Source organism: Acinetobacter nosocomialis, from assembly GCF_041021905.1.
GTDB lineage: Bacteria > Pseudomonadota > Gammaproteobacteria > Pseudomonadales > Moraxellaceae > Acinetobacter > Acinetobacter nosocomialis.
On the sequence record NZ_CP157432.1, the window covers coordinates 3,220,416 to 3,241,514 of the forward strand.

Below are 21,099 nucleotides of genomic sequence, written 5' to 3' on the forward strand. Positions count from 1 at the left end.
ATTTATTCCTTATCAAATCATCGGTAGCCTCATGGCTGCATATAAAGCCTAGAAGCTAATTAAAGCGCCTCATGCCCCAACAACATCTCTACCCCACTCACCCTTTTCAGGTGCTTTAAACGCTCCTTTTCCCATTTCACCTGCTGCTTTAACTCAGCACAATCAGCATCTATAGCTTTATACACATCACTAATATGTACATGCTCTGCTTTTACATTCTTGGCTAACTGAAAAGAATCTAAAATCTCAGCAATTTGGCTTTCAAGCTGCTGACTTTGTGCATCTAAAGCCAGTTTATAAAACCGTAACTGTTCGGCAGATAATTCTTTAGCGCCTAACCCTTTATTCTGTTCAAGCTGTAATTGGAGTTTGAGTAAATAAAACAAATCCTGTTTTTCATAAGCCTGACTTGCTTGTTGAAACAACTCAGTTTTTTCCTGTTTCTTTGTTTCATCTTGCTCACGGTCTGGGTGAATCATCGCGGCAATTTTTAAATAAACTGTTTTGAGTGACTGCGCTGCCATTTGTTCAGCTTGTTCACGTTTCTGTTGCTGCCTTTGCTGTTTGGCTTGTTCACGCGCTTGTTGTTGCTCAGCCGCATACCGTTCAAAGTCTTCTTCTAAATCTGCACGTTGATCAACGCTTTCTTCATATTCAGATTTTATTGACTGAGCTTTTCTATTCTTTTTTACCGATTCCCCTGCATGCTGCTGATAAAAGGTATCAATCTGCTTTACTAGCTCCAACTGTTCAGCAGACAGCATTTTAGAGCACTTCAACATTTGTGCAAGCTGGGCAATTTTTTCATCGAGTTGTTGTATATCCGCTTTAGAAAACTCATGGCTATGCAATATATTCCAAAGTTGCTCTAACTGCTGAAATAGCACTATATGTAAATCGTTATACACAGGCATCAGTTTTTGCCGAATGTGCTGTTGAATCTCGGCTTGTGCATTTTGCCATGTGGCAAGGCTCACTTTTTGCTGTTCTATTTTATCAATCAGGCGATTCAATTTTTTCTGCTGTGCAGACGGTTCAGACCTTTGCTGCAAGCTCACTTTGAGATCAAAGGACATACTACTCATCCACCTGAAAAAGAAAAAAGTGTAGCAATAATCAGATGAGGAAGGTAGCCAAGCATTCTTTAAATATGAGTCAGCCTAAAGATTTATATCTTAAGAAATCCACCAAATCACTAATGGCAAAGTCACGGCGGCGCATAACGTTTGAAAGCTAATCACGGCTGCCATAAGCTGACTATCGCCACCCAAAACTTTGGTTAAAATGTATGAAGCAGAAGCAGTTGGTAGCGCAAAGAAAATGACTAAAATCTGTGTTTGCAAGCTTGGTAAACCAAACCACATGCAGACCGCGTAAGCCAAAGCAGGTACTGCTAAAAGTCGAGCAAACGTGTCTGCTGCTAATACCACAATATCTTTTTTAATTTGCATAAACTGCAAAGCTGCGCCAACACATAACAAACCTAGTGGCAAACTCGACACTGAAAAAAGCTTAATAAACTGGGTAAAGCCGCCCCAAATCGGGATGTGAAGTGCATTAACTGCTGCACCGACCACACATGATGCAATTAAAGGGTTTTTAAGGAGTGCAATCAAAACAGGTTTAATTGCCATGTGTTCCTTAGAAGTTAAAGCAAGCACCGAAATAACGTTTACCAGTGGAATGCAAAGTGCCAATAAAATCGCCAGAATTGCCATTCCTTCACTTTTAAAAAGCGAAGTCACTAAAGCCAAACCAATATAAGTATTAAAGCGAACCATACTTTGTACATGCACACCAAAACGTGCAGGCGGTATATGCCAAAACATTCGGAGTATGTATAAAAAGGCGGTCACAGCTAAGACCACAATCAACATCGCAATAATGGCTGTACTCAAACTTTGTAAGTCAATTTTTGCGGTCGATAGCGTACCGAAAAGCAAAGCGGGAAACAAAATATAGTAATTAAGCTTCTCTGCCCCAGCCCAAAACTCATCACTAAAAAAACGATATTTTTTAAATAAGTATCCCGATGCAATTAATGCAACTAAAGGAAAAAGAGATAAAACAATGCTATTCATTTCTTTACTCGAGTTTTGTTAGGGCTTGCTGTTTTGGCAATTAGCTTGGCTTACTCATATATTAAAGATAATGAAAACTCATGATAAAATGAGTTTTTACTCATAACAAATCCAATATGACCTTTACCCAGCTTGAAATTTTCGCACTCATTGCTGAACTAAAAAGTTTTACTGCCACAGCAGAAAAGCTGGGAATTTCACAGTCAGCAGTTTCTCATGCCCTTAAATCATTAGAACAACAATGGGGCATTAACCTCATTTCAAGAACTCAAAGCGATATTGAACTCACCACGACAGGTCAGCAGTTATTGACCCATGTAAAAGAGTTATTGAGTATTTCCGATACATTAGAAAAAGAAGTGGCTGCCATCCACGGTTTAAATGAAGGAACATTACGTATTGGTTCTTTTGGGGCATCATCCTCTATTTATCTACTGCCTGAAATTTTAGAAACCTTTCGGCAGCGCTATCCTAAAATCGAAATTTATATTGATGAAGGTGAAGATAAAGAAGTTGCTCAGTGGTTATTGGAACGGCGCATAGAGGTTGGTTTTTTAATTATGCCAGATGAGCGATTCGATACATTCCCTTTAATCGAAGATCGTTTTGTTGCCTTAATTCCGAGTGGTTACCCGCTTGCCCAGCAACTCTATATTGATCCAGCCCAACTAGAAAACTGCCCTTTTATAATGACAATGGCTGGTAGTCGACATCAGGTCGAATTAATTTTAAAAAACTTTAATGTGAAACCAGACATTAAATTTTATGTTTCCCAAATTCTAAGTATCGTCAGTATGGTACACAACCAGTTAGGAATCTCAATAGTCTCTGATATGGTCATCACCAAAGAGTTACTCTCACTTTATCCAAATGTAGTTAAACGCCCTTTTAAGCCAAACCTTAAACGCTCTATTGGCCTTGCAGTAAAAAACAAGAAACATATCAGTCCAGCCGTAAAAGCATTTATAGAGGTTGCTCAAGAGGTTTGGTCTAATAAATAATTTAGTAGAATTTAATTCGTTTTATATTTTAATAACGTACTCATTTGGGTCATTTTATAAACAAATTAGATGACTTTTATCATAAAAATGTGCCATTACAGCCTATTTAAAGCAAATTAACGCACCATTTATCGCCAAAAACTAATTTCACAATCCAAATTGGTGCGCTTATTGCATATTCACTTTATGCAATTGAGTTTGTTTCGGCAAACTTAGGTTTTTAGGTTCCTTAAATCTATTTTGGTGCAATTTACAGACCCAGATTTGTTCCAAAATGGAATTTAGCACTTTTTTCGAGCATGCTATGCAAAATGTAGATCTATTTTTCTTGTTACTTGGTGCAGTTTTGGTTCTTGCCATGCACGCAGGTTTTGCATTCTTGGAACTTGGTACAGTTCGCCACAAAAATCAGGTGAACGCGCTTAGTAAAATTCTGACTGACTTTGCCCTCTCCGCAATCGCATATTTCTTTGTTGGTTATTACATTTCTTATGGCCAGCATTTCTTCCATGATGGTACAGCGCTAGCAAGTGATCATGGTTACAACTTAATGCGCTGCTTCTTTTTACTGACTTTTGCTGCGGCAATTCCTGCAATTATTTCAGGTGGTATTGCAGAACGCGCCAAAATGCGTTCACAAGCAATAGCAACGCTCGCTTTAGTAGGTCTGGTCTATCCTTTTTTTGAAGGTATGGTCTGGAATGGTAACTATGGTCTACAAAAATGGTTAGAAGCGACCTTTGGCGCAGCTTTTCACGACTTTGCTGGTTCAGTTGTAGTCCATGCAATGGGTGGCTGGATTGCACTCGCTGCGGTTATTTTATTAGGTGCTCGTTCTGGTCGTTATAAGAAAGATGGTCGTGTAAGTGCTCACCCTCCTTCTTCAATTCCATTTTTAGCACTTGGTTCATGGATTTTAATCGTGGGCTGGTTTGGCTTTAATGTAATGAGTGCTCAACGTCTTGATGCTATTTCTGGGCTAGTTGCTATTAATTCACTTATGGCAATGGTTGGCGGAACGATTACAGCAAATGCAATTGGGAAAAATGACCCAGGTTTCTTACATAATGGTCCACTTGCCGGTTTAGTTGCTATTTGTGCCGGATCTGACATTGTTCATCCCGTGAGTGCACTTGTTATTGGTGGTATAGCTGGTGCCATGTTCGTATACCTATTTACCTATACTCAAAATAAACTCAAAGTAGATGATGTACTAGGTGTATGGCCTTTACATGGGGTTTGCGGTGCCTTCGGCGGTATTGCAGTGGGGCTATTTGGTCAAAAATGGCTAGGTGGTTTAGGCGGTGTATCTTTTGCCTCACAGCTCATTGGTACAGTACTCGCGATTGCTATTGCACTTGCTGGCGGTTTTATTGTTTATGGCATCCTTAAAGCGACCATTGGTATTCGTTTATCTCAAGAAGATGAGTTTCGTGGTGCAGATTTGTCTATTCATAAAATCTCTGCCAACTCTGAAGAAGGCATGTTTTGATTCAATGATTATGAAGCAGGATTTAAATATTCTGCTTCATATACCTCTTACAAATAAAACCTCTTAGTTTAAAAATAACTTTCCTTGATTAAAAACTATACTTTTAGTTTTCCATATATTCAATTTAATATATTGAAAAATATATTAAATTGAATATTTTTTTAAGGTTTAAAGATGAAATCCTGTTTAGTTTAAGAACAATTTAAGTTTTATTTTATGTAATGCCTTCAATTCACGCTTAAATTGATGTTAAAACACAATGAATCAACAAAAACATTTTTTTCAGCTTCAGCTTATTTTTCTTGCTATCAGCTTTTTTATACTTTTATTTGTATTCCCAGTGGGTGGAAAAATTGATATGTACCTCATCCAACCTTGGATTGATTCAACTGGTCAATTTTTTAATCGGGAAAATTGGTATCTCGAAAGGCTTAATCATCAAATCGTAAAAGACATTATCACTGCGGTTTATGTCATCTTTTTTGGTCTGTGGCTTGCTTCATTTAAAGTAGAAAAGTTAAAAATCTATCGCTGGCAATATGGTTATATGTTTTTTGTCAGCATGATTGGTAGCGGTGTTGTTGGTTTATTAAAATCACAATCTGCTCATGCCTGCCCTTGGAATATGGTTCATCCTAATAGTTTAGGTGGCTATATTTGGGACTTTACAGCAAAACATGGTCATTGTTTTCCAGGTGGTCATGCCAGTGCTGGATTTATCATAATGACCGGTTATTTTGTTTATCGTCTTGAACAACCAAAACGAGCTTATTTTTATTTATTTTCAGGCATTTTATTAGGATTTATGATGGGTTGGGCACAAATGATGCGAGGAGCACATTTCCTAAGTCATAACTTATGGACAGGTTGGGTTGTTTGGGCAGTGAACATTTTCTTTTATGCGATTTGTATTCATCGCTTTGAGTTCGAAAAACAATTAAAACAAGAGCTTAGTTAAGCTCTTGTTTCATGTAAATGTAAAACCTTAGGTAACTTCACTAAAACTGAAAGACCACCAAGTTCTAAACTTTTATCGAGAGTTAGAGTTCCACCAAGTCTTTGAGTTGCACGGTCTACAATTGATAAGCCTAAACCACTTCCCACTTCAAGATGATGGTGTACTCGATAAAAACGTTTAAGCACCTTATCGTAATTTTCAGGATCTATACCTGCGCCACTATCTTCGATTTGAATACAAGCAAAGTTATCTGGGTCGGTATAAACTGAAATGTTAATTACCCCCTGATGTGGTGTATATTTAATTGCATTATCAATTAAGTTAAAAATAATCGAATGTACGGTAGGTTCAATACTATGCATCTCGACAGGGTCATTTCTAACAAAGCCTAAATCAATTTCTTTTTGCATGGCTAAATTAACCAACTGCTCAACGCAATTTAAAGCCACATCATTGAGCTGGAAATAGCCAGTAGGTTCAACCATACTTAAAGTTACATCTTGCTTTGCCAACGCTAAAAGCTGCGTCACTAAATGCTGAATACGAGCTAAACCTTTGCTTAAATTTTGCAACGATTCATGCTCAGGAAACTGGCTTAACAAAATCTTGGTTTGTAAGTTCAATGCAGTAACAGGTGTTCGTAGTTCATGAGCAGCATCAGCAATGAATTGCTTCTGTTCATTTTGTGCTTTAGAAATACGATCAAACAGACGGTTCATTTCATCAATGGTAGGCAAAAGCTCTTGAGGATAATCATGCACCTCAATTGGTGTTAACTCCTCAGAATCACGCTCCATTAACTCATTTTTAAAATCATCTATTGGTTTTAAACCACGACTAATAATGGCAGCCAAGGCAAATATCGCGAAAGGTAAAATAATTAAATAAGGAATGAACATACTGCCTGCAAGCTCCCATGCGAAAGCTTCACGAACCCGCTCTTGTTGACTGACCTGAATTTGGTAGTCTTTCAACGGTAAAACATATGTTCGGACTACACCTTCAGCGGTTTTATGTGAATAAAAACCAGCTTGTTGCACTGGAGGAACCAGTAAATGTAGATGATGAGATAAATTCGCTTGGTCTTTATAAGCCCAAATATCTAAAAATAAATCTTCTTCGTGGTAAGTCCGATGTAAATCAAACTTACTACTTACTGTTTTTAAGGGATACTCAGCCGTTCTTTCCGCTAAATACTGCATTTGAGTATCTAGAATTTCATCGACTTCCTGAAGTGCAACCTTATAAGCACTAAAAATTAAAATACAACCTAAGATGACACTGAAAATTGAGGTGCCCCAAATCAGTCGTTTTTTTAATGAATAATGCACGTTCATGAAGTCCCGAAATCTTAAATTATGATTGCCCTAAACGGTAACCCAGTCCTCGGATAGTTCGAATAAAGTCTTTACCCAACTTAGCCCTTAAATGATGGACATATACCTCAATCGTGTTGCTGGTCACATCACTATCAAAGTCATATAACTTATCTTCCAAATTAGCTTTTGAGAAAATTTTATTTGGATGACTCATAAGCGGAATCAAGATTGCCCATTCACGATTCGATAAATCAATACGTTGCCCTTTAAATGTTGCAATGTGCTGTTCAACATTTAAAACCAGATCACCGCTTTCTAGTAGTTGATCTTGGCTTGCAAGTTGAGCCTCTACGCCACTACGGCGTAATAAAGCATGAATACGAGCAAGTAATTCATCAAACTCATAAGGCTTAATTAAGTAATCATCTGCTCCCAAATTCAAACCATCAACACGGTTTTGCAGTTGGTCACGTGCAGAGATAATTAAGACTGGTGTTGCTGCTCTTTGACGAATCTGCTTTAAAACTTGCATACCATCCATCATTGGCAATCCCAAGTCTAAAAGAATGAGATCAAACTTATTCTTTGCTAATTGGGCCAAACCATCTAAACCGTTATTGACCCATTCCACCTCAAATTGATGATATTGCAGCAACGTCGTTGTTGATTCTGCAATCATAAAATCATCTTCAATCATCAAGATTTTTGTCATGTTCTAGGCTCGCTTTAGTTTACATGGGCACAAGAGTGCAACATGTCCAGTTGAGGGTTGATGACCTGAGTTTGTACATCCAGCAAACTTAACAAACTTGGGAATAAATTATCCTGACTTAACTTTTGTTTAGTTTGTTGGTTTAAACAATTTACTTGAGCAAGATTATGTTGTTTCCAGCCATCAGAGAACCACATAATCATTGGAATATGTGTTTGTTGGCTCGGTGCGATTGAGTAAGGCGAACCATGCAAATACATACCATGCTCACCTGTCGACTCTCCATGATCAGATAAATACCATAAACCTGTTTGATAATTCGATACTTCTTTTAAAGTATTGATCATTTGGCTTAATACATGGTCTGTATACACGATTGTATTATCATAACTATTTAATAGCTCAGCTGGTGAACAACCCTGTATCGCATTAGTATCACAAGTTGGTTTAAATGGTTGATATCCCTCAGGTGCCCGTTTGTAATATGCTGGCCCATGGCTACCCATCTGATGTAATACAACTAAACGTGGACGTTTATCGTCTTTAGGAATAGAGGCCAAATACTGCTTTAAGCTATCAATGAGAATACCATCAAGACATTCACCATCTTTACACCATTTTTGCTTTAAGTCTTCTGGAATCTGGTATTGTTCAACACGATCACATGCACCTTTACAACCCGAGTTGTTATCAATCCAAGTCACTTGATAGCCTGCGCGTTTTGCAATATCTAGTAGGCCTTCACGATGACTTGCCAATTGCTCATCATAATCAGTACGAGGCATACCAGAGAACATACATGGCACAGAAACTGCTGTTGCCGTACCACATGAACTCACTTGAGAGAAGTTTAAAATATCTTGTTTAGAAAGCTCTGGGTTTGTATTTTTAGCATACCCATTGAGCGAGAAACTTTCTGCACGTGCAGTTTCGCCCACTACAAGTACCATGAGTTTAGGTAAATCTTTTTGAGTTTGCTGAACTTGATGGGCATCTTCACCATACTTCACAAGAGGAAGATTTTTCTTAGGCGCTTTTTTACGATAATAAGACATCACCGAAGAAATAGTGTTTTGAGGAGAGATCATTCCTTTTAAATCACGATGCTCTCTAAATATTGCTGCAAAATCAACATAATATGCAAACAACAAACCACCTACAACGGCAAATGCAAGAGCGATTGAAAGTACTTTTTTAAGCAAAAGCGGAAGTATTTTTTCTGATTTGAGTTTTACCTGAGTAATTAAAAAAATAGGTAAAATAACAAAGAAGATTGTCCAGAGCCCAAAACGCAAAGACAGTAAATCTGTAGCTTCAGCAACATCTGTTTGAGCAATATTCTGAATCTGATCAGGTGAAATAATGACACCTAAAGTATTTACAAAGTACGAGCTAAAACCACCAATAAATACCAGTAAAATGGCAAAAATTTTGGCCGTCCATTTCCAGTTTAAAATTTGTAAAGCCGCATAATAGGTAGCAACAACAATCACTACAGTAGCCGCTAAGAAAAAGGTCGCTTTTATACCTAAATATGGCGTTAACAAATGAACTTTCTTATAAAAACCAAAATTTAGAATTGCACCTAACCAAATGGCTATAATGAAGTTGAACATAAACAGGGAAATCTGCTTATTTCTTAATGTAGAAAAAAAACTCAGCATCTCTGGTTACTACGACCTTTTTTTATGATGCTCTACTGTAAAAATTGAAACTTAAAAATGACTTAAATAATAGAATGATCGGTATAAACCATTTTTAACGGCTTTACGCTACTTATTTATTTCAATTAAAAAAATGAGTCGAGACTCATATGAATCTCGACTCATTTCGCTAAAAAGCATTGAGAAATTAGAAGCTATACTTAGCCATTAAACCAATACGGTTATCTTTATAAGACTGGCCAGCAAACGTTTCACGTTTACCATTGACATATTCAAGGCCTAAATCAATTGGTTTAACAGGTGTATAGATGAAGTTAATCCATGCTTGCTGAACTTTTTCATTACCAGCTGTATATGCTTTTGCATAATCAGTGCCGTCATCAGCAAACTCTGAACCGTACGCTAAAGTTGAACGTAAGTTAGGTAAAATTTTATAAGTACCACCTACTTGTACAGCAACAAATTTATTTTGCTCGATATCGTTATTTACCAAAGTATAGGCAGCGTTACTACCATATAAATAGCTACTATCACCCACTACATATGAAACATCAGCGAAAAGTTTTAAAGGATCAGATACTTTAAAGTCCGTACCTGCAGCAATACCCCAACCAGTTTTGTTATCCTTATTACCAGTTGGTGATTTATAATTTTCTACTAATGCACGAGCTGATGCAGAACCTTTACCATCCGCATAACCTTGAGTAATTTTTGCTGTCAATACTGGTAAGCTATATTTAACACTGTCATTTAACCAGCTACCATTTGCATCTTGTTTACCATTAAGAGCAGTACTATCACCTTTTTCAGCAGAAACAAACAATTGTGTAGTTGGACCTAACTTGTAGCCATAGCGTACTTGAGGAACACGTTTTGTACCACCACCAACGTTTGTCGAGAAATCGATCATTTCTGGTGCATGAGTTGACAAGAAGTTAGACGTCGTTTGACCAAATAACCAGTCGTTATACGTTAAATAAGCATGACGAATACGTAATGAGCCATTCGAATCTGTTGTTGAGCCAGCAAAATCGACTTCGAGTTTACCGCCTACCTTAGCATCGCCAACAGGTGTATTAAAATCTAAACCAAGACGTGTGGTTTTAGCAGTCGAACGTAATTTATCTTTTGTTTTACCATCAGTTTTACTAACATCACCAAAGTCGTTATCGGCACCTTCGATAATATAGTTAGCATCACCACGAACGAAACCATAAAGGTTTACATCAGCACCAGCTTTAGATTTAAAACCTGCTAATGGAGAAGCAGGAGCTGCAACAGGTTGAGGCTGTGCTTTAACTTCAGCTAACTGCACTTGCTGTTGTTGCTGTACTTGTTGCTGTTGCTGCTGTACTTGGCGCTGTTCTTTAACTAATGCTTTTAATGCTTCAACTTCTTGACGAAGTTTTTGAATTTCCTCTTTTTCAGAGGTTGCCGCATTTGCCCCACTCATCATTAAAGCTGTTACTGTAATAGCTAAACTTTTAACAACAAACGATTTACGATTAAGGAATAGATCCATCAAAAACTCCTAAAAATATATTTTATGTTGCTTATCCATGCCAAGTTGATTCGGTGACCATTGAGCACTAAAAAATCAACTATTCTCCAAATTTGATTGCATTAATTTTATTACCGCAATCAAAACCAATTTTAACGCTGGGTAAGATTAAAAATTCCAAATCAAAAGAAGCAAGACATACTTTTGTTTACAGAACTTTTACCTTGACTTCATGTTGTAACGAATCCTACACAACTCTCTTATCTTATAGAATGATTAAATCATTATTTCATTATTCTTTTTTAGACTTTAGGCTAATAAACCGTCTAAGTGAATATTTTTTTACCGACGTTGCTTGATTCACATAATTTTTCTTGTTACTTCCACCCTTTTTTCCTTTCTAGCGTCCATTTGCTACCCAAACAAGATGGCACAATTAATAAGCCATTTGAATAGCTAAAAATATACATTTTTAAAAGAATGAGTAAAGTTATAAGCACAAATTTTTAGCTTAACTTAATATGAATTAAGTTTCTTTATTTCATCAGCTTAATATCACTTTTTATACAGCTTTTGCTGCCTTCCATACGTAAATAGGAATTAAAAATAGTACAGCAATAGTGACAATAGCTATCAAATAATGGAAATAACCAAGTACATCTCCAATGATTCCACTCAAGGTATAAAGTCCCCCACTTACAGTCGCCATAATCGAAACCTGAAAAGTAAAATCGGTACCCGCATAGTTCTTTCGACTGTAATGCATAACCAAGGTTAGCATTACAACCAATAGCATGGCAGCAAAAGCATCTTCCAAAGCATTTACAGAATAGATAAGCCATGTATTTATTTTTATCTTCTGCTCATAAGCATAGGCCAAATAAACATACGCACCTAAACTCATGATTTTTAATATTGAAAAACTAATTAAGGTAGCTGGTCTAGAAAAATACTTTAATACCCATCCTGCAATAAATGCCCCCACTAAAGCAGCTACAGCACCTAGCATAGTGATGTAAACACCAATTTGGGTAAAGCTTAATCCCATATCAACCATTAAGGGTTTAAGTAATGGCCCGGCTAAGCCATCTGCCACTTTAAAAGTGATAAGTACCATTAACCAAGAGCGAAGCTCTTTATTTTGAGAAAAATAACTCAAATAAGACTTAATTTTTATCAATAAATTTGGCTGGCTAGATTGATTGTCAGAATGAGAAGTATGAGGAGGTTCTTTGAATAGTAAAACAGGTAGAGTATTGATAAATACTAAAGCAGCTAATAATAAAAAAGTTGGCTGCCATGACAACCAATCTAAACACCATAACACAGCTCCCCCACCTACAATAAAACCAAGCCGAGAGCCTACAACTTGAAATGTATTTCCCCAATGTTGCTGATCATGTTGTAATAAATTGACAGCTAAAGCATCGGTTGCAATATCTTGAGTTGCGCCCGTCGAGTTCATAAATAACAGTGCAATAAAAAATATAAATAAGTACAAAGGCTGATCTAAAGCCTGAATAGGAAAAAAAGATAAAATACAAAGTACTGCCACCGTTAAAAGCTGAGTGGGTAAAATCCAGCTACGATAATGACCTAAACGGGAAATTGCGTGTCGATCCACCCACGGTGCCCAAAATATTTTGATTGACCAAGGCACCATAAGCAGCCCAAAACCACCAATATGCGCGAGTGATACACCTTGAGCTCTTAATATTACGGGCAAAGCATGGGTCATAAAACCCACAGGTAAACCTTGCGCCCAATATAAGGAAAATAGCAAAAGATAAAGATTTTGCTGTCGAAACATATATACCTACTTTTATTTCTTTGTGCGGTAATAACATGAAATACCATGCGTAGTCTTACATTTTGCCAATGAAGCATAGATTTCAAAAGATTAAGATAAAACAAAGGATGATTTAAAACTTAAAAATATGGAACAACATTTCCCTAAGCTACCTCCACAGGTCCCTCAACGTGGTAATGCTTTAAGTCGAGCATTATTTAAAAAACTTTTTTTGGCTCAAGGCTGGACTATAGAAGGTGAAGTTCCTAACTTTCCTAAGGCTGTAGCCATTATTTCTCCTCACACATCCAATATTGATGGCTGGTATGGTTTTTTAGCTATTTTTGGGCTTGGCATTCAAATTACAGTACTAGGTAAAGACAGCTTATTTAAACCTCCTTTTAAACGTGTTTTAGATTGGGCAGGTGTTATTCCGGTAAAACGTGACTCTGCCAATGGACTGACTGAACAGGTGGTTGCAACCATTCAGGATTATGACAAAATCTGGATTGGAATGGCGCCAGAAGGCACACGTAAGAAAGCAAAAAAAATGAAGAGTGGCTTTTACCATATTGCTGCAAAGGCTAATATCCCGATTGTGATGTTCTCTTTTGATTATGATCGCAAGACTATTCACTGCTTAGGCTATTTAACTCCTAGCGGAAATTATGATGAAGATCTCGCCAAAATTTTTGAGCGTTATGATGGAAAAATATCACCGAAAAATCGTAATTGGCTTGCAGAACCTTTACAAAATCTTGTGAAAAAAACCTAGCAAAAATTGAGCGAATCTGGTCTGATGGGCCATCTTAATTTATCTTGCTATAGATTGTTTTTCAAAGATGAAAATTGCTCAATTTGCCAGTATCGGATTTATCTCTTTAGCCCTATTCGGCTGTGATAAATTCAGCAAAACACCAACACCGACCACTTCAGTTAAAGCACGCGAACCAGTTATTGCACTTGCCTTAGGCGGCGGTGGAGCAAAAGGATTTTCACATATTGGTGTTATCAAGGTCTTAGAATCACATGGTATTAAACCTAAAATTGTTACGGGTACAAGTGCCGGTAGTTTTGTAGGAAGTATCTATGCCAGTGGGCAAACACCTTATCAGCTCCAAAATCTTGCACTTAAATTACAAGAATCGGATATTCGTGATTTAACGCTTAATCGCCAAGGTATTATTCTTGGGCAAAAGCTACAAGATTATGTGAACCGTAACGTGGGCAATAAGCCTATTGAGAAATTCCCAATTCGTTTTGCCGCGGTAGCAACCCGTCTTGATAATGGTCAAAAAGCTGACTTTATTAAAGGTAACGCAGGTCAAGCAGTACGTGCGTCTTGTAGTATTCCAAACGTATTTGTACCTGCCACTATTGGCAATCAAAAATACGTAGATGGCGGATTAGTTAGCCCAATTCCTGTAAAAACAGCACGTGATATGGGTGCAGATATTGTGATTGCCGTTGATATTTCAGCACGTCCAGCAGGAAATCGCCCAGCGAATATGTGGGGATTACTTGATCAAACCATTAATATTATGGGTCAACAAAGTATTAATGAAGAGTTAAAGCTAGCAAACGTAGTCATCCAACCTAAAGTTGGGCACTTAGGTACACTCGATTTAAAATCAAGTAATGAAGCTATTTTAGAGGGAGAGAAAGCTGCTCAAGGCCAAATTCGTCAAATTGAAACTGCAATTGCGAATTTCAAAAAATCTCCAGCCGCATTTAAGCCAGCACCACGTCCTAAATTTTAATTGAGGTGGTTTTTTTCTATCCACACTTACTATCATCTGCTACAGTGGTAAAAGTGATATGAGATCACTTTTACCCATCATAAAGATATATAAAAGAGCAGATCTATGGAGTTTGTTGTAGAACCTTGGCACTGGTTTGTATTGGGTATCTTACTTATTCTTTCTGAGCTGATTATCCCTGCTTTTGCCGCTCTCTGGTTTGGTATTGCAGCCATTATGGTTTGCTTTCTCTATTGGTTATTTCCAGATATTAGCCTTACAACCCAAATTGTATTGTGGATTATTTTATCGGTGCTATGCACCATTCTTTGGTTCAAATTTATTAAACCCTTATCGATTGATAGAACTAAAGCAGGTTTACCTCGTGAGGCCACCATTGGACAAATTGGTATGGTGATTCAAACGGGACTTGCTCATGACCAAATTATTGTACGTTTCCCTATGCCTATTTTAGGGGCCGATGAATGGAACTGTCGCAGCACTAGCCCTGTGAAAGTCGGTGATCGAGTCCGTGTCATTGATATTTCGGGCAATGACTTAATTGTCCAGCCCCACAGTACTTCATAAACATTAAAGATAAAGAGAGGTTATTTTCATGCCAGTTGGTACCATTATTGTTTTAGCCTTTTTGGCTTTTGTAGCAGTTACTATTTTTAAAGGGGTACGTATTGTTCCTCAAGGTTATAAATGGATTGTTCAGCGTTTAGGGAAATATCATTCCACGCTTAATCCAGGTTTGAACTTCGTTATTCCTTATATTGATGACGTAGCTTATAAAGTCACGACTAAAGATATTGTGCTTGATATTCCATCTCAAGAAGTGATTACCCGTGACAATGCTGTATTGCTTATGAATGCAGTAGCTTATATCAATTTAACAACCCCTGAAAAAGCAGTGTACGGTATTGAAAACTATACATGGGCCATTCAAAACCTTGTACAGACTTCATTACGTTCTATTGTTGGTGAAATGGATCTAGATGATGCACTGTCTTCACGAGATCACATTAAAGCGAAGCTCAAAGCTGCGATCTCTGATGATATTTCGGATTGGGGTATCACTTTAAAAACTGTAGAAATTCAAGATATTCAGCCATCTTCAACCATGCAAGCTGCTATGGAAGCTCAAGCTGCTGCTGAACGTCAACGTCGTGCTACAGTGACTAGAGCTGACGGTGAAAAACAAGCTGCTATTTTAGAAGCAGATGGTCGTTTAGAAGCATCTCGCCGTGATGCAGAAGCACAAGTTGTCTTAGCAGAAGCATCTCAAAAAGCGATTGAAATGGTAACAAGCGCAGTCGGCGATAAAGAAACACCTGTCGCTTATCTATTAGGTGAACAGTACGTTAAAGCAATGCAAGACATGGCTAAATCGAGCAATGCTAAAACTGTTGTATTACCTGCTGATGTTTTAAATACAATCCGTGGCATTATGGGAAAGCATAATTAATTTAACTGCTTTCAATAAGTCATTGAAATAAAAACGGCGACCTGATGGTCGCCGTTTTCATATTGAGTATTATTGGTTGTTTAATCTTTTTTGATCTTTCAAAGGTAGCTTTTTTACGACTAAGTCATAAGAATCTCGAATCAAATCTTGAAGTAAATCACGAGTTAAGTTTTTATGCGGAGTAATAGAGATCCAGTGTTTTTTATTCATGTGATACCCCGGAATAATAAAAGGATAAAGCTCCTGATATTCCTGACTTTTATATGGATCACATTTAACAGTAATCATTTTTGTGCCCGTTCCTTCCCCTACTAATAAAAACACCTTTTCTAAAATTTTAAAGACATCGCATTCTGGACCAAAGGGTTGGCTTTGCTCACTAAAAGGAAGATTACACGCAATCTCTATTGCAACTTGATGGAGCTGATCACCATTCATTCTTATCTCCTTTATTCATTGAATATGAATACAAGCAGGATTATTAATTTGATTTTATATTAGTTGGTACGGGCTAAAAGGAATTGTGAAATCTCAACTAATTCTTTTGCATTTTCACCAAAATGCGCTAAAGCCTCAAAAGCTTGATCATGCAACTCTTTTGCATAAACCTGTGCTTGCTCAAGTCCCATTAAAGCAGGATAAGTCGACTTTTGTACTTGTTCGTCTTTACCAGCGGTTTTGCCTAAAGTTTCAGTGCTTGACGTAATATCCAAAATATCATCTTGGACCTGAAAAGCCAGTCCAATCGCTTGTCCGTATTGACGTAGTTTTGGAATTGCCTGATCTGTTCCAGAGAAAATTGTCACTGCACCCATCATAATGGCAGCCTGAATAAGCGCTCCCGTTTTATTACGGTGGATATTTTCTAGTTCGTCTTGAGAAATTTGTTTAGCTTCAGCTTGTAGGTCTAAAACCTGTCCACAAACCATTTTAGAGCTGGCTGTTGCTAAAATTTGAATTTGCTTTAATACAATTGCAGCATCAGTTCCCTGCCCTTGTTCATCAAACAAACGACTCCCTAAAACCTCAAAAGCCATCGACTGTAAAATATCACCTGCAAGTAAAGCGGTATCTTCACCAAATGCTACATGGCAAGTTGGCTGACCACGACGAAGTAAATCATTGTCCATACAAGGCAAATCATCATGCGCTAGCGAGTAGCAATGAATAAGTTCAACCGCAACTGCCGCACGGCGAGCAGCCGCAAAATTTGGATTGTCTTGTAAAGAAGCTGTGGCATAACACAAAGCTGGACGCACACGTTTTCCACCAAGCATAACTGCATGGTGTACTGCGCTTTTTAAAGGTTCAGGAATTGAAAATGCGGCGAGTGTTGTCAATAAATCTTGTTGAATACGTTGTTGAGCTTGTTTTAAAACATCCGCATTAACTTGAGAGAGTGATGACACAGTCGCCTCGTAAAATCAGTAGAGAAATTTTATTGAATGTGATGAAACATTCATGTGCTACATCATACACGATTCACTGTAAAAAGTGCGTGATGAGTTATGGATGTCAGAAGTAAAAAAGCCTCTCTATGGTAGAGAGGCTTTTCATTTAAATGACTTTTAGAAACTGTCACCCGGAACACGTACCCAACCTTCCATTAAGACACGTGCACTACGGCTCATAATGGCTTTTTTCACTACCCATTGACCATTTGTAAGTTCAGCTTGAGCACCAACACGTAATGTTCCCGATGGATGTCCAAAACGCACTGCTTCACGCTCGCCACCACCAGCTGCTAAATTTACCAATGTACCCGGAATGGCAGCAGCCGTACCAATTGCTACCGCTGCAGTTCCCATCATGGCATGGTGAAGTTTACCCATCGACAAAGCACGAACCAGTAAGTCGACATCATTTTCTGAAACGTTTTTACCGCTTGAAGCTGTGTAATTTTTCGGCTTAGAGACAAATGCAATTTTTGGTGTGTGCTGACGTGCAGCTGCTTCTGAAATATCTTTAATTAAACCCATCTGTACAGCCCCATATGCACGAATTTTTTCAAAACGTGCTAGTGCTGCTGCGTCACCATTAATATGATCTTGCAGTTCTGTACCTTGGTATCCTAAATCTTCTGCATTTAAGAAAATGGTTGGAATACCGGCATTAATAAATGTGGCTTGAAAACTACCAATCTCAGGCACATCTAATTGGTCAACAACATTCCCTGTCGGGAACATATCACCGCCCTCTTCACCATCATCGGCTGGGTCTAAAAACTCAATTTGAACTTCTGCAGCAGGGAAAGTCACTCCATCCAGTTCGAAGTCACCAGTTTCTTGAACTTGACCATTGGTGATAGGTACATGAGCAATAATGGTTTTTTGAATATTTTTTTGCCAAATTCGAACAGTACAGAGGCCATTTTCAGGAATTCGATTTTCATCAACCAAACCATTTGAAATCGCAAATGAACCAACCGCAGCAGTTAAATTACCGCAGTTACCACTCCAGTCCACAAAAGGCTGATCTATTGAAACCTGTCCAAATAAATAGTCTACATCGTGATCTGGCTGTGTGCTTTTAGCGAGAATAACGGTTTTACTGGTACTTGAAGTCGCTCCACCCATTCCATCAATTTGCTTTCCATAAGGATCTGGGCTACCAATGACACGTAGTAAGAGTTGATCTCTTGCTTGACCTGCCACCTGAGCTCTTTCCGGCAAATCATCAAGTTTAAAAAATACGCCTTTACTGGTTCCACCACGCATGTAAGTTGCTGGAATTTTAATTTGCGGTACTGAGCTCATATCAACTGTTATCCTTACTATTGTGTTTTTATATCTCGAAACAAACAGAGTTGTTTAGTCATCCGCTTCATCTTAAATCGTTTTGTGATCTAGAGATAGCGTTATGCTTTTATACATCAATCGTATTGACGCAGACTTATTTTGAGAATTTAGATTCATGCTCGCAATGACCGAATTAAGCAAAATCATGAAAAAAAGAGTCTATCAAAAATATATTTTTAGAATATTTTTTAATCATTTTTAAATTATTAAAAGCAAGTTAATGATTTTAAATATTTTTTAGTGTTACTTTTCAGTCACCGCTTGTTAATTTGTAGTCTAGGCTAAAATAAATCCATCTATTAGAATAATTTACTTATTCATAGTGAGTGAAGACCTTTGACCAACGAATCTTCTACACTGCAACGAGGACTAAAAAATCGACATATCCAATTAATTGCTATGGGTGGAGCAATTGGTACCGGATTATTTTTAGGCTCGGCGCAAGTGATTCAATCTGCGGGACCATCCATTATTTTAGGATATGCCATTGGTGGCTTAATTGCTTTTTTAATTATGCGCCACCTGGGAGAAATGATTGTTGAAGAACCTGTTGCAGGATCGTTCAGCCATTTTGCTTATAAATATTGGGGTAAATTTCCCGGATTTTTAGCTGGATGGAATTATTGGATACTCTACGTTCTGGTCGCAATGAGCGAACTTACTGCGGTAGCCAAATATATTAATTATTGGTGGCCTCATATTCCAGCGTGGACGTCTGTCTTATTTTTCTTTGTCGTGATTACGGCAATTAACCTAACAAACGTCAAATTTTATGGTGAGTCCGAATTCTGGCTCGCTATTATTAAAGTTGTTGCGGTTATCTCAATGATTGTTTTTGGACTATATTTGCTATTTACAGCAGATGTAGGTTCAAGCATTTCATTTAGCAACCTTTGGACACATGGCGGATTCTTTCCAAATGGCTTTAGTGGCCTGTTCTACATGTTGGCTTTCTTGATGTTCGCCTTTGGTGGTATTGAACTGATTGGTATGGCTGCAGCAGAAGCAAAAGATCCGAAAAAAACCATTCCAAAAGCAATTAACCAAGTTGTTTTCCGTATCTTGATTTTCTATATCGGTTCATTGGCAATTTTACTTTCATTAGTGCCATGGAACCAATTAGACCTTGGCGGTCTCGATAAAAGTCCATTTGTTATGATTTTTAGTCAAATGGGTATTGGTTGGGCTGCACACTTACTTAACTTTATTATTTTAACCGCTGCCCTTTCTGTTTATAACAGTGGGATGTTTGCCAATAGCCGTATGCTTTACGGTTTAGCTCAACAAGGTAATGCGCCAAAAATTTTCAAGAAAGTAAATAAACAAGGTGTACCTGTACCAGCAGTTTTATTATCTGCATTACTCATTTTTGGCTGTGTTCTTTTAAATTACTTTGTACCTGAAAATGCACTAAGTCACTTAATGTACATTGTAGTTGGAGCATTGGTATTAAACTGGGCGATGATCAGTATGACTCACCTTAAGTTTAAATCAGCAATGAAAAAACTCGGTCAAAAAACTCACTTCCCTGCACTTTGGGCACCATTTAGTAACTATTTGGTTTTAGGTTTCATTGCTGTTGTACTCTACATTATGTGGAGCCAAGGCTTTAAAGAGTCTGTAATGATGATTCCGATCTGGATTGTTCTTATGTTTATTTTGTTTAAAGTACTCAATGCTAAAGAACAATAATCTGAACATTTGTATTTAAAACATGAAAAAAGCCATTGTCTCGACAATGGCTTTTTTATTTAAGACGATAAGATTAAAACCATATTTGAATGTCTATTTAGAGCCACTGTTTCGTATCATCAGCGACAGGTGTGCCATGAATAACATGCATAATCATTGCATGCGCAATACTGCCTTTAAATGGAATTTCAGGTAATTGATCAAGTTTGAAAAATTGAGCATCACTCAGTTCTTTCTCCTGAATTTCAATTTCGCCCGCTTCATATTCGGCTTTAAAGGCCAACATTAAGTTACTCGGGAATGGCCATGGTTGACTCGCCAAATACTGAATATTCTTAATGTGTAATCCAACTTCTTCTAATGTTTCACGTCGCACAGCATCTTCTAGTGTTTCCCCCACCTCGACAAAGCCAGCGACTAAACTGTACATCTGGCCCGTATTTCTGGCACTTTTAGCCAGCAAAATCTCGTTCTCTCCACGTCTAATAATAGTAATCACACAAGGGTTAACTCTAGGATATTGACTGAAATTACATACAGGACAAGTCATAGAATATTCGGTCTTATGCTGCTGGGTTTTATGTCCGCAACGGCTACAAAACTGATGATTACGACGCCACTCGAGTAACTGAAAAGCACGACTCGCTTGTTCAAATTGCGGTTTAGTCCAATACTGCAAGAGTTGGCGAATAGGTATGAATTGATATCCATTTGGTATAGGTTCACCTTCTTGGAAATCTCTTGCTATTACTTGAGGGTCTGCTTGTATATGTAAATCATGTTCCTGCAGTTTAAGGCAAGGCAGATTAAAATTCGCATCAACCAAAAGTTGTTGCTGCTGAAAAATATAAGCAATAGAAAGGTTGTCGGTATCCATTTATA

At 37.7% G+C, this 21,099-nt stretch carries 19 protein-coding genes; 8 read left to right on the top strand and 11 right to left on the bottom strand.

The window, feature by feature from the left end; all coding sequences use genetic code 11:
- Positions 1-59: 59 nt before the first annotated feature.
- Positions 60-1,076: a hypothetical protein gene (locus ABLC00_RS14940; RefSeq protein ID WP_004885461.1), complete on the bottom strand. Its 1,017-nt coding sequence runs from the start codon at positions 1,074-1,076 to the stop codon at positions 60-62.
- A 99-nt stretch (positions 1,077-1,175) separates the two neighbouring features.
- Positions 1,176-2,081 (bottom strand): AEC family transporter, encoded by a 906-nt coding sequence (locus tag ABLC00_RS14945; RefSeq protein WP_004885459.1) that lies wholly within the window; start codon positions 2,079-2,081, stop codon positions 1,176-1,178.
- A 116-nt stretch (positions 2,082-2,197) separates the two neighbouring features.
- Here ABLC00_RS14945 and ABLC00_RS14950 point away from each other — a divergent pair, with 116 nt between their 5' ends.
- From ABLC00_RS14950 to ABLC00_RS14960, 3 genes are all read left to right on the top strand, one after another.
- The gene (locus ABLC00_RS14950) at positions 2,198-3,082 is read left to right on the top strand and encodes a LysR family transcriptional regulator (protein WP_004885457.1); all 885 of its coding nucleotides are present in this window, start codon (positions 2,198-2,200) and stop codon (positions 3,080-3,082) included.
- A 304-nt stretch (positions 3,083-3,386) separates the two neighbouring features.
- Positions 3,387-4,574, top strand: coding sequence for an ammonium transporter (locus ABLC00_RS14955; protein ID WP_004885455.1), 1,188 nt, complete (start codon positions 3,387-3,389; stop codon positions 4,572-4,574).
- A gap of 259 nt (positions 4,575-4,833) precedes the next feature.
- The gene (locus ABLC00_RS14960; RefSeq protein WP_004885453.1) at positions 4,834-5,532 is read left to right on the top strand and encodes a phosphatase PAP2 family protein; all 699 of its coding nucleotides are present in this window, start codon (positions 4,834-4,836) and stop codon (positions 5,530-5,532) included.
- Here the strand turns inward: ABLC00_RS14960 and ABLC00_RS14965 are convergent.
- From ABLC00_RS14965 to ABLC00_RS14985, 5 genes are all read right to left on the bottom strand, one after another.
- Positions 5,529-6,863 (bottom strand): two-component system sensor histidine kinase PmrB, encoded by a 1,335-nt coding sequence (locus ABLC00_RS14965; RefSeq protein WP_006580391.1) that lies wholly within the window; start codon positions 6,861-6,863, stop codon positions 5,529-5,531. The genes ABLC00_RS14960 and ABLC00_RS14965 overlap by 4 nt on opposite strands.
- Positions 6,864-6,888: 25 nt before the next feature.
- Positions 6,889-7,563, bottom strand: a complete 675-nt coding sequence (locus ABLC00_RS14970; RefSeq protein WP_002051287.1) for a DNA-binding response regulator PmrA — start codon at positions 7,561-7,563, stop codon at positions 6,889-6,891.
- Between the two features lie 14 nt (positions 7,564-7,577).
- Positions 7,578-9,227 carry a phosphoethanolamine transferase gene (locus ABLC00_RS14975; RefSeq protein WP_006580390.1) on the bottom strand — a complete coding sequence of 550 codons (1,650 nt, stop codon included), beginning with the start codon at positions 9,225-9,227 and terminating at the stop codon, positions 7,578-7,580.
- A 187-nt stretch (positions 9,228-9,414) separates the two neighbouring features.
- Positions 9,415-10,749, bottom strand: a complete 1,335-nt coding sequence (locus ABLC00_RS14980; RefSeq protein ID WP_033846608.1) for a DcaP family trimeric outer membrane transporter — start codon at positions 10,747-10,749, stop codon at positions 9,415-9,417.
- 541 nt (positions 10,750-11,290) lie between these two features.
- Positions 11,291-12,538: an MFS transporter gene (locus ABLC00_RS14985; protein ID WP_004885446.1), complete on the bottom strand. Its 1,248-nt coding sequence runs from the start codon at positions 12,536-12,538 to the stop codon at positions 11,291-11,293.
- A gap of 127 nt (positions 12,539-12,665) precedes the next feature.
- Between ABLC00_RS14985 and ABLC00_RS14990 the strand changes: the two genes are divergently transcribed.
- The 4 genes from ABLC00_RS14990 (at position 12,666) to ABLC00_RS15005 (ending at position 15,727) form a co-directional block, all read left to right on the top strand.
- The gene (locus tag ABLC00_RS14990) at positions 12,666-13,292 is read left to right on the top strand and encodes a lysophospholipid acyltransferase family protein (RefSeq protein ID WP_004885444.1); all 627 of its coding nucleotides are present in this window, start codon (positions 12,666-12,668) and stop codon (positions 13,290-13,292) included.
- Positions 13,293-13,359: 67 nt separating this feature from the next.
- On the top strand, positions 13,360-14,277 hold the full coding sequence (locus ABLC00_RS14995; RefSeq protein WP_004705841.1) for a patatin-like phospholipase family protein: 918 nt from the start codon (positions 13,360-13,362) through the stop codon (positions 14,275-14,277).
- Positions 14,278-14,382: 105 nt separating this feature from the next.
- Positions 14,383-14,844, top strand: coding sequence for an NfeD family protein (locus tag ABLC00_RS15000; RefSeq protein WP_004885442.1), 462 nt, complete (start codon positions 14,383-14,385; stop codon positions 14,842-14,844).
- Between the two features lie 28 nt (positions 14,845-14,872).
- The gene (locus tag ABLC00_RS15005) at positions 14,873-15,727 is read left to right on the top strand and encodes an SPFH domain-containing protein (protein WP_002051299.1); all 855 of its coding nucleotides are present in this window, start codon (positions 14,873-14,875) and stop codon (positions 15,725-15,727) included.
- 69 nt (positions 15,728-15,796) lie between these two features.
- On the opposite strand, the gene ABLC00_RS15010 is transcribed toward ABLC00_RS15005, so the two are convergent.
- From ABLC00_RS15010 to prpF, 3 genes are all read right to left on the bottom strand, one after another.
- On the bottom strand, positions 15,797-16,165 hold the full coding sequence (locus ABLC00_RS15010) for an MmcQ/YjbR family DNA-binding protein (protein ID WP_004885440.1): 369 nt from the start codon (positions 16,163-16,165) through the stop codon (positions 15,797-15,799).
- 59 nt (positions 16,166-16,224) lie between these two features.
- Positions 16,225-17,136: a polyprenyl synthetase family protein gene (locus ABLC00_RS15015; protein ID WP_000097114.1), complete on the bottom strand. Its 912-nt coding sequence runs from the start codon at positions 17,134-17,136 to the stop codon at positions 16,225-16,227.
- A 159-nt stretch (positions 17,137-17,295) separates the two neighbouring features.
- Positions 17,296-18,483, bottom strand: a complete 1,188-nt coding sequence (gene prpF / locus ABLC00_RS15020) for a 2-methylaconitate cis-trans isomerase PrpF (RefSeq protein WP_004885439.1) — start codon at positions 18,481-18,483, stop codon at positions 17,296-17,298.
- 378 nt (positions 18,484-18,861) lie between these two features.
- On the opposite strand from prpF, the gene ABLC00_RS15025 reads away from it, so the two are divergent.
- Positions 18,862-20,217 carry an amino acid permease gene (locus tag ABLC00_RS15025; protein WP_004885437.1) on the top strand — a complete coding sequence of 452 codons (1,356 nt, stop codon included), beginning with the start codon at positions 18,862-18,864 and terminating at the stop codon, positions 20,215-20,217.
- Positions 20,218-20,314: 97 nt separating this feature from the next.
- Here the strand turns inward: ABLC00_RS15025 and nudC are convergent, their stop codons facing one another.
- On the bottom strand, positions 20,315-21,094 hold the full coding sequence (gene nudC, locus ABLC00_RS15030) for an NAD(+) diphosphatase (protein ID WP_004885434.1): 780 nt from the start codon (positions 21,092-21,094) through the stop codon (positions 20,315-20,317).
- Between the last annotated feature and the right edge of the window lie 5 nt (positions 21,095-21,099).